The 8634-nt window shown below is 42.9% G+C and carries 5 protein-coding genes; all 5 read left to right on the top strand.

The window, feature by feature from the left end:
- Positions 1-186: 186 nt before the first annotated feature.
- The 5 genes from ACFE93_RS33160 (at position 187) to ACFE93_RS33180 (ending at position 8571) form a co-directional block, all read left to right on the top strand.
- Positions 187-615, top strand: a complete 429-nt coding sequence (locus tag ACFE93_RS33160) for a DUF4363 domain-containing protein (RefSeq protein WP_375480130.1) — start codon at positions 187-189, stop codon at positions 613-615.
- 362 nt (positions 616-977) lie between these two features.
- Entirely contained in the window at positions 978-1628 is a 651-nt protein-coding gene (locus ACFE93_RS33165; protein ID WP_375480132.1) for a sigma-70 family RNA polymerase sigma factor, read from the top strand.
- 435 nt (positions 1629-2063) lie between these two features.
- Positions 2064-4787: a CHAT domain-containing protein gene (locus tag ACFE93_RS33170; protein ID WP_375480134.1), complete on the top strand. Its 2724-nt coding sequence runs from the start codon at positions 2064-2066 to the stop codon at positions 4785-4787.
- Positions 4788-5079: 292 nt separating this feature from the next.
- Complete coding sequence (locus ACFE93_RS33175) at positions 5080-6048, top strand: DUF1822 family protein (RefSeq protein WP_375480136.1); 969 nt, start codon at positions 5080-5082, stop codon at positions 6046-6048.
- 183 nt (positions 6049-6231) lie between these two features.
- The gene (locus tag ACFE93_RS33180) at positions 6232-8571 is read left to right on the top strand and encodes a CHASE2 domain-containing protein (protein ID WP_375480138.1); all 2340 of its coding nucleotides are present in this window, start codon (positions 6232-6234) and stop codon (positions 8569-8571) included.
- The last annotated feature ends 63 nt before the right edge of the window (positions 8572-8634 follow it).

The raw sequence follows: 8634 nt of genomic DNA on the forward strand, positions 1-8634 counted from the left end.
TAATATACTCCATTATCCCATACTGTATTGCACTCAATCAGGAACCGCTATATAAATAAGTATAGGGTTAAGTGATATATTTATCTAGTAGAGGCTAGCCGCATAAATGTTGCTATTAATGCTGGCAAACAGCAGACTATTCACTTTTGTCAATTACAGCTTAATAATAAATCGAGGAGTTTTACAATGAAACGTTTTCAACTAATGTCGAGCGTTGCAGGTATAAGCTTGCTAGCTTTGGTAGGCTGCAACAGTCCCGAACAACCTACTACCCAAACTACCCCAACAGTAACTCCTAATGCTAGCGCCGCATCAGCCCCAGTGACAACATCCACTACAAGTAATAGTAGTTTATTAACTATCGTATCCAAAACTAAAGCCGCAGTTACATCTGGCAACTTTGTTCAAGCTAAAAAAGAATTTGACCAATTTGAGGATGCTTGGAAAGAAGTTGAAGACGGTATCAAAGTTAAATCTCCTAAGAATTATGAAACTATAGAGACAAATATGGATCGAGTTACAGGAGAACTTAAAGCTTCTAAACCCCAAAAAGACAAATTATTGACAACATTGCAGTCATTAGAAAAAACGATTACTACTGTTTCAAAATCTTAACGAAATGTGCATTCAAGTATTTTTGAATGCATCGCTGTCTTCCCTACCCTGAGTGTACTTATAGGGTAGGAATAAGAGCGGTAAATTGAGTGTATAACCAAGCTCTATGAGCAAACGTGGTGAGTTTGAGAACCCAAGCAACCAGAATATTAAGGCGCTCGATGTCTTAAGAATCTCCGTCGCTGAAGCCTGAAGAGTGTCAAATCTAAGTTCTATTTACTTCAGAATCTCAAATCTCCTAATAGTCTATGCCCGTTCCTCACTTCCTTTTAAAAAAGATCCAGTATCTTGAGGAAAGGTAATTCTTCGGGTGTTGTTATACGCAATACTAAGATATTCTTGCTTTCTTCGCCAAGATTGTCATGGTTCAATTCGATGAACAGCTACGCCGCTTAGTTACAGAAGCCTGTAGACACGAACGTGGAAGCCCTCAGCGTCAGAAGCTGCTCACGCAAATTATTCGCTTGACAGCAAGTAGACTCTGGAGGGAAACTACTCCTTACTATCAAGACGCACTACAACAAACTTGGTTGTATTTCTGTCGCAATGTTTGTGAAGGTTTGACAGGCCAAACCTACGATCCCAGTTATGGCAGTGTGATCACCTGGCTGAATGCTTACCTAAAACGGAGACTACAAGACTTTTACCTTAACCAGAACCGAGAACAAGCCACAACAGTCCCTTTGAGAATTCGTCAGTCTACATCCGGTGGAACAAGTGAAACTATCGATCCTGTAGATAACCTATCGGCTAGCCCCCAAGCACCTCCGATTTTGGAAGACTTGGAGATATGGGCGAAGACAGATTCGGATGGAGAACTGCGCGGTACTTACATTAAAGGGCGTCCAGATGTGAATTGTCAGGTGTTAATTCTCAAACGCTTACCCCCAGAAGTTAGCTGGAAAGATTTATCTGAGGAATTTGGGTTGTCAATTCCGACATTAAGCAGTTTTTATCAACGCCAATGTTTACCGCGTTTGCGTAAGTTTGCAGAATTGGAGGGATTATTATGAGTGGTGCTGTTAGGGAATAGCTAGGGTTGAGCCAGTGCTGAGTCAGAAGTATTACTGATGAATCTTCTCACTTTCAGCCGAGGTATTCATTCCTCGGTATTAATTTTATGCCTAAGCCTAGTACCGCAAGGCGGAAGTCAAAAGTCAAAAGTCAAAAGAAATACAGTGTAAACGTTTCGTTGATTTGAAATGGGTTGTTTATTTCCGCCGCGCTGTACTAGTTAATTTTACTTTTTACTCAGCACTATTTCGGTGGGTTTTTGTTTAAGGTTTGCGATCGCCTTTTAACTATACTTTGCTAATCAAGTTTCACAGCGATCGCAACAAAATTATGCAAGCTCAAAGATTGGTGAGGGACGGGAATGGTAACATTACCCTGTTAACCTATAGTTCATCCTATGTGTTTCTGATTATCGCCTACATCTCGTCATGCTTATGGCTAAAACAACTAGGATTTTTGGCGCGAATTCTCTAAAGTTTAAAAGCAAGGGTCGGGAAACTGCAAGGACGCGCTGTCTCACCCTCCTAGCTCATTTTTTACGTTTGCCTTTGTACTTCTTGGTCGCTTTGCTATGCATTGTCGGTTCACCAGTACTAGCAAAAGTTCCTAGCTCAATCAATTCTTCATCCCAACTGCCAATAAACAGTCTGACATCGCTGGCTGTGCCCACTGATGCCGCCTCACTTCTACAGCAGGGCAAAGTTTTATACAGTAATGGCAACTTTGCCAAAGCTGTAGAAGCGTTACAACAGGCTGTCCAAATATATAAGCAGCAAGGGGAGAACCTCACACTAGCAGTGACACTGAGTAATCTTTCCCTAGCTTACCAGCAACTCGGTGCATGGAGTCAGGCGCAGCAGGCAATTACAGAAAGCTTAAATTTACTCCAAAGACAGGATAAAAACCAAAATCTGCAAATATTTGCCCAATCACTAGATATTCAAGGTCGTCTGCAATTGGCAATGGGACAGTCCGAGGCGGCTTTGGCAACTTGGCAGCGGACAGAAGAAATTTACAAACAAGCAGATAATAAAAGTGGTGTGGTGCGATCGCTCATCAATCAAGCACAAGCGTGGCGCACCCAAGGATTTTACCCGCGGGCGTTCAAAACACTCGATCGAATAAGTCAGACGTTAAAATCTCAACCCGATTCTATAGAAAAAACAGTGAGTTTGCGATCGCTCGGTGATGCCCTTTTGGTATTGGGCGATTTGAAAAAGTCACGCCAAGCATTAGAAGAAAGTCTGATAATTGCTCGAAACCTGCAATCAAGCGCTGATATTGGGGCTAGTCTGTTTAGCCTGGGAAACAATGCCCGTAAACAAAACCAAAAGCAACAGGCGATCGCCTATTATCAACAAACAGTCGCAGTATCTCCCTCACCTCTAACAAAAGTTCAAGCACAACTCAATCACCTGGGACTACTGATTAAAGATAAAGAATGGGCAAAGGTTCAAACTTTTTTGCCATCAATTGAGTCCCAACTCGACCAACTCCCCCTCAGCCGTGCGAGTATTTACGCTCATGTTAACTTTTCACAAAGTTTGGCAAAAGTCAAGAGTGGTGTATTGCAAGCATCGAGTCAAAGTTTTTACTCAGGATCAAGTACAAAAGACTCAGCAAAATTACTCGCTAATGCCATCCAGCAATCACGCAGTTTGGGGGACAAGCGGGCAGAGGCTTATGCTCTAAAGAGTTTAGGCGGCTTGTACGAACAAACCAAACAGTGGTCAGAAGCGCAAAACCTTACCCGGCAAGGATTAGCTCTGGCACAGAGTAGCAATGCACCAGAAATTACCTATAGCTTGGAGTGGCAGTTAGGTAGATTGCTTTGGGCAGAAAAAGATATTAATGGTGCGATCGCTGCTTATGATGCTGCTGTAGACACTCTTGAGTCTCTCCGCAGAGATTTAGTAGTCAATAAAGATATAGTCAACCAGGATGTACAATTTGACTTCCGCGACAGTGTAGAACCCGTCTACCGCGAGTCAGTAGAGTTACTGCTGCAATCTCAAAAAGGAAAACCAAATGAAAAAATATTGGAGAAAGCACGCCAGCGGATTGAAGCACTCCAACTAGCAGAATTAGACGACTTCTTTCAGGAAGCTTGTCTGCAAGGTCAGAAAGTAGCCCTAGATCGAGTAGTAGACAAAGATAATACCAAGGCTGCCATCCTTTATCCAATTATTCTTCGTGACGAACTTCAGGTAATTGTCAAAATTCCTAAACAACCTCTGAAAAGCTACAGTACCAAGATTTCCCAAAAAGAAGTAGAGAAACTCTTAATAGAACTGCGAAGAAATCTTGTCGATCCAACTGCTACTAAAATCGTCCAAACCCAATCGCAAGAAGTTTACCGTTGGCTGCTTAAACCCATTGAGTCACAACTGCAAAAAAGTAGCGTCGATACGTTAGTGTTCGTCTTAGATGGGCCATTACGCAATTTACCAATGGCAGCTCTCTACGATGGTAAACAATACTTGGTAGAGAAATATGCGATCGCCCTGAGCGTCGGTCTACAACTCCTCGACCCAAAACCGCTGGTAAAACAGCAGCTTAGAGCACTAACCGCAGGACTGACTCAGCCGCCGCCAGGATTTTCCAAGTTTGCACCATTGCTAGCGATCAAATCTGAATTTGACGGTATTGCTAAAGCAGGAGTTTCGACAACCAGCCTACTGGATGGAGATTTTAAGAAAAAGAATTTGGAAAGTGAAATTGGTGCTGCTTCATTCAACATAGTGCATTTAGCAACCCACGGTCAGTTTAGTTCCCGCCTTGAAGAGACTTTTATTTTAGATTTCGATGGTCAGATCAATGTCAAAGATTTTGATACTCTCTTCCGCAGTCAGGGTAAAACCGTAGTAGAATTATTAGTCTTGAGTGCTTGCCAGACAGCAACAGGAGACAACCGTGCAGCACTCGGTCTAGCAGGAGCAGCTGTCCGAGCTGGGGCACGTAGTACCATAGCTTCCCTGTGGCAAATTGATGATGAATCAACAGCGATGTTTGTTAGTGCCTTCTATCGAGAACTTAAGAGTGGCAAAATCACCAAAGCCGAAGCAGTCCATCGTGCCCAGCTACAACTACTGAAACATCCCAACTACAGATCGCCAAGCTTTTGGTCTGCCTATGTATTGATTGGTAATTGGTTGTGATTTGAGGAGCCAATCTTCCTAATTGATCGCTCAAATTGTACGCTCAAAATTTGGCAAACTATCTGCTAGTTGATAAGCCGCTTTTAGCAGCTTGAAGCTATTTTAATAAAAGTATAAATACTCAAAATCTTTATTTTCTATATCATCTTAATATACAATCTTTTTATTTTATGGGATATTTTTACCTAATCGCCAGTCCCAATTTTCTTTTTACAGTATTCAATTTTGTGGCATAAATTTTTTGCATTCGGGTGATATATACATAGCAGCATTGAACCCTAGAAATTTACTTATGAATAACTCCACCTATCAGCTAGACGATTTCGCTTTAACATTGCCGATTTCCCAAACAGCTCGCATAACTGCCCAGCAATTTGCTAACCAGCATCCAAATCCTGAAAAAGCAGAGCAAGTCCGGCTGAATACTTTAGCTGTATGGGTGGTGAATGACTACTTGCAGATGATGGATATTCCTACCGATCTTCAAGCTAGTGACAGTTGGAACCCCATCATGCGCCTTTGTGGGGATGTAGCTGACTTAGAAGTGCCCTCAATTGGCCGTCTGGAGTGTCGCCCCGTGCATTTGCATCAGCAGATATGTTCTATTCCTCCAGAAACTTGGGAAGAACGGGTGGGTTATTTAATAGTTCAATTTGATGAATCCCTCGAAGAAGCAAGGCTGCTTGGTTTTATCCCTAGTGTGGCAACTGAAACACTGCCTTTAGGGCAACTGCAACCATTGGAAGCGTTTATTGACCACATCTGGCAACTGCGTCAATCCCCAGTTAATTCATTAGTGAATTTGAGTCAGTGGTTTGCTGGTATATTTGAAACTGGCTGGGAGACTATTGAATCGCTGTGGAACGTGCCGGAACTCAGGTCAACTTATGCCTTTCGCAGTGTTGAAACTTTAGAACTAGATGCCCTCAAACAACCAGAATCAATTACTAAACGGGCAAAAGTGATTGATTTAGGTATCCAAATTCTCAACCAACCTGTGATGTTGATTGTGGAAATTAGTCCCGAAAAAGATCGACAAACTAGTATTCATCTCCAATTGCACGCCACTGGAAATCAAATCTACTTGCCACCAGGAGTTCATCTCACTGTTATAGATAGTTCAGGAGCAATATTTCTCGACGCTCAATCGAGAAAATCAGACAACTACATTCAGTTGCAGTTTCGTGGTGAACCCACAGAGCAATTTAGTGTTAGGGTAGCCTTGGATAATACCAGTATCACCGAATATTTCCGAATTTGAAATATGTAGCTATCTTCCCTCTTTGTCGGTAATTTATTAAGTGATAACTCATTAATTAAAAATTAAAAATTAAAAATCCAAGCCAGCTTTTAGGGATTTTGAAAAAAATCTGTAGACGCATGTGGGACTTGCGATCGGACATTAGAACAGGGCACGATCTTACACAGGGAGATAGCGACGATTATGAGTAAATTAGTGGCGCTCAAATTTGGAGAGGGTAGTTTTGAGCAGGGGTTTGCTGTCACCCTCCAAATTGGTGAAGAACACGAGCGTGCTGCAACAGAAATCACCGGGAGGCTACCTTCATTCTCGGAAATGCCGCTCTATTACAGTCATTGGCAGTCTAGTTATCGGCAGATAGGCAATCGTTATCGCCTTCATGCTGACCAAATACAGGTGACGAATGTATCGATGGTTCAAGACTGCGAAAACGCTTCTCATATTTTGCGGGCACGCTTTAATACCTGGCTGCGAGCAGAAGAGTTTCGCCCTTTGAGGGAAAAATGGTTAGAAAGATTATCGTCCAGCGACGAAGTACGGGTGATTTTGCAAACAGAAAATAGCCAATTGCAGCTATTACCCTGGCATCTGTGGGACTTATTAGAACGCTATCCCAAAGCTGAAATTGCCCTTTCTTCACCATCCTACGATCGCATTCACAAGCCACGCACTCTCAATCAATTAGTCAATATTTTGGCAATTGTGGGCAATAGTAAGGGGATTGACACCCAAGCCGATCAAGCTTTACTGCAACAGTGTAGTAACGCAGAGGTAAGCTTTTTGGTAGAACCACAGCGTAAGGACTTGACTGAGCATCTCTGGGGAAAAAACTGGGATATTCTCTTCTTTGCCGGACACAGTTCCAGTCACGGAAATGGAGAAAGCGGGCGAATTTACCTAAATAGAACTGATAGTCTTACCATTGGCGAGTTAAAGTATGCTCTCAAAAAAGCCATTGAAAACGGCTTGCAATTAGCCATATTCAACTCTTGTGATGGATTGGGATTGGCACGAGAATTAGCTGATTTGCAAATTCCTCAAATGATCGTCATGCGCGAACCCGTCCCAGATCAGGTTGCAAAAGAGTTTTTAAAGTATTTTCTCCAAGGCTTTGCCGGTGGTGAGTCTTTATATCAAGCGGTACGCCAAGCACGGGAACGCTTGCAAGGACTTGAGGATAGATTTCCTTGTGCAACTTGGCTACCAGTGATTTGCCAAAATCCGGCGCAGATACCACCGACTTGGGATGAATTAAGGTCTACAAAATCTGAAGATGAAGAGAAAGCAAATTTACCTTTGTCTAATAGACGCAGATTTAAAAGAATTTTGTTATCCAGTTTGGCGATTACAGCCTTGATTTGTGGAGTGAGATTGCTGGGATTGCTGGAAAATCTAGAGATTCAAGCCTTTGACCTAATGATGCGATCGCGCCCCGCAGAAGGACTCGATCCCCGACTGTTGATCATCACAATTGACGATGAGGATCTGGCTACTCAAAGACAAAATGGCGAGTCCTTAATTGGAGCTTCTATTTCTGAAAAATCTCTCAATAAACTCTTAGCAAAACTGAATCAATACCAACCCCGCGCGATCGGCTTGGATATCTACCGTGATTTTAAGGCCAAAGAGCCAGATTTAATTACTCGTCTCCAAAAAACTCAGAACTTGATTGGCGTATGTAAGGGGAGCGATGGCACAGTAAATATCCCAGGCAATGGGCCGCCACCAGAAATCCCCACAACAAATCTGGGATTCAGTGACTTTATTCATGATCGTGATGGAGTTATCCGTCGGCATCTCCTGTTCATGAATCAAGAGCCGACATCATTGTGTCCTGCTCGCTATGCCTTCAGTTTCCAACTAGCCTCTCTTTATCTGCAACCTTTAGGAATTCAAACAAAGTTCACCCCTGAAAATAATTTGCAGTTGGGTAAAATTATTTTTCCAAATCTGAAATCTCATACTGGCGGCTATCAAAATATTGATGCTATCGGTCAAATCTTGCTCAACTACCGTTCCTCAAAAGAGATAGCCCAACAGGTAAAGCTAACCAAATTTTTATCTAGTCCGATTGACGCCAATGCTATCAAAGATCGGATTGTTCTGATTGGTGTGACTGCAAAGGGGGATTCTCCAGACACCTGGCCGACACCTTATGGCATTCCTTTAGATGAGCAAATGCCAGGAGTACTGGTACAAGCTCACATGGTCAGCCAGATCCTTAGTGCAGTCCAAGATGGGCGGCCGTTGCTGCGGGCTTGGTCATGGTGGGCGGAGGTAATCTGGATTTGGGGCTGGTCTTTGATCGGGGGAATCCTGGTTTGGCGCAAGCTTTCGTTACCCTGGTTAGCATTGGCAATCGGTGTTACTTCTAGCGTTTTGTATGTAGTTTGTTTTGGTCTGTTAATTTCAGGTGCTTGGGTACCTTTTGTACCGTCGGCTTTATCGCTTGTAGCTATGGCGAGTTTGATGTCAATTTATAATCATTCAAAAACAAAAATCCGGGCGGGGAATAGGGAATAGGGAAGAAGCAAGGGAGCAGGGGAGCAGGGGAGAAGTTGCCAGTAAGTTTTTTCCCCTTTGCCC

This window comes from uncultured Nostoc sp., from assembly GCF_964247315.1.
GTDB lineage: Bacteria > Cyanobacteriota > Cyanobacteriia > Cyanobacteriales > Nostocaceae > Nostoc.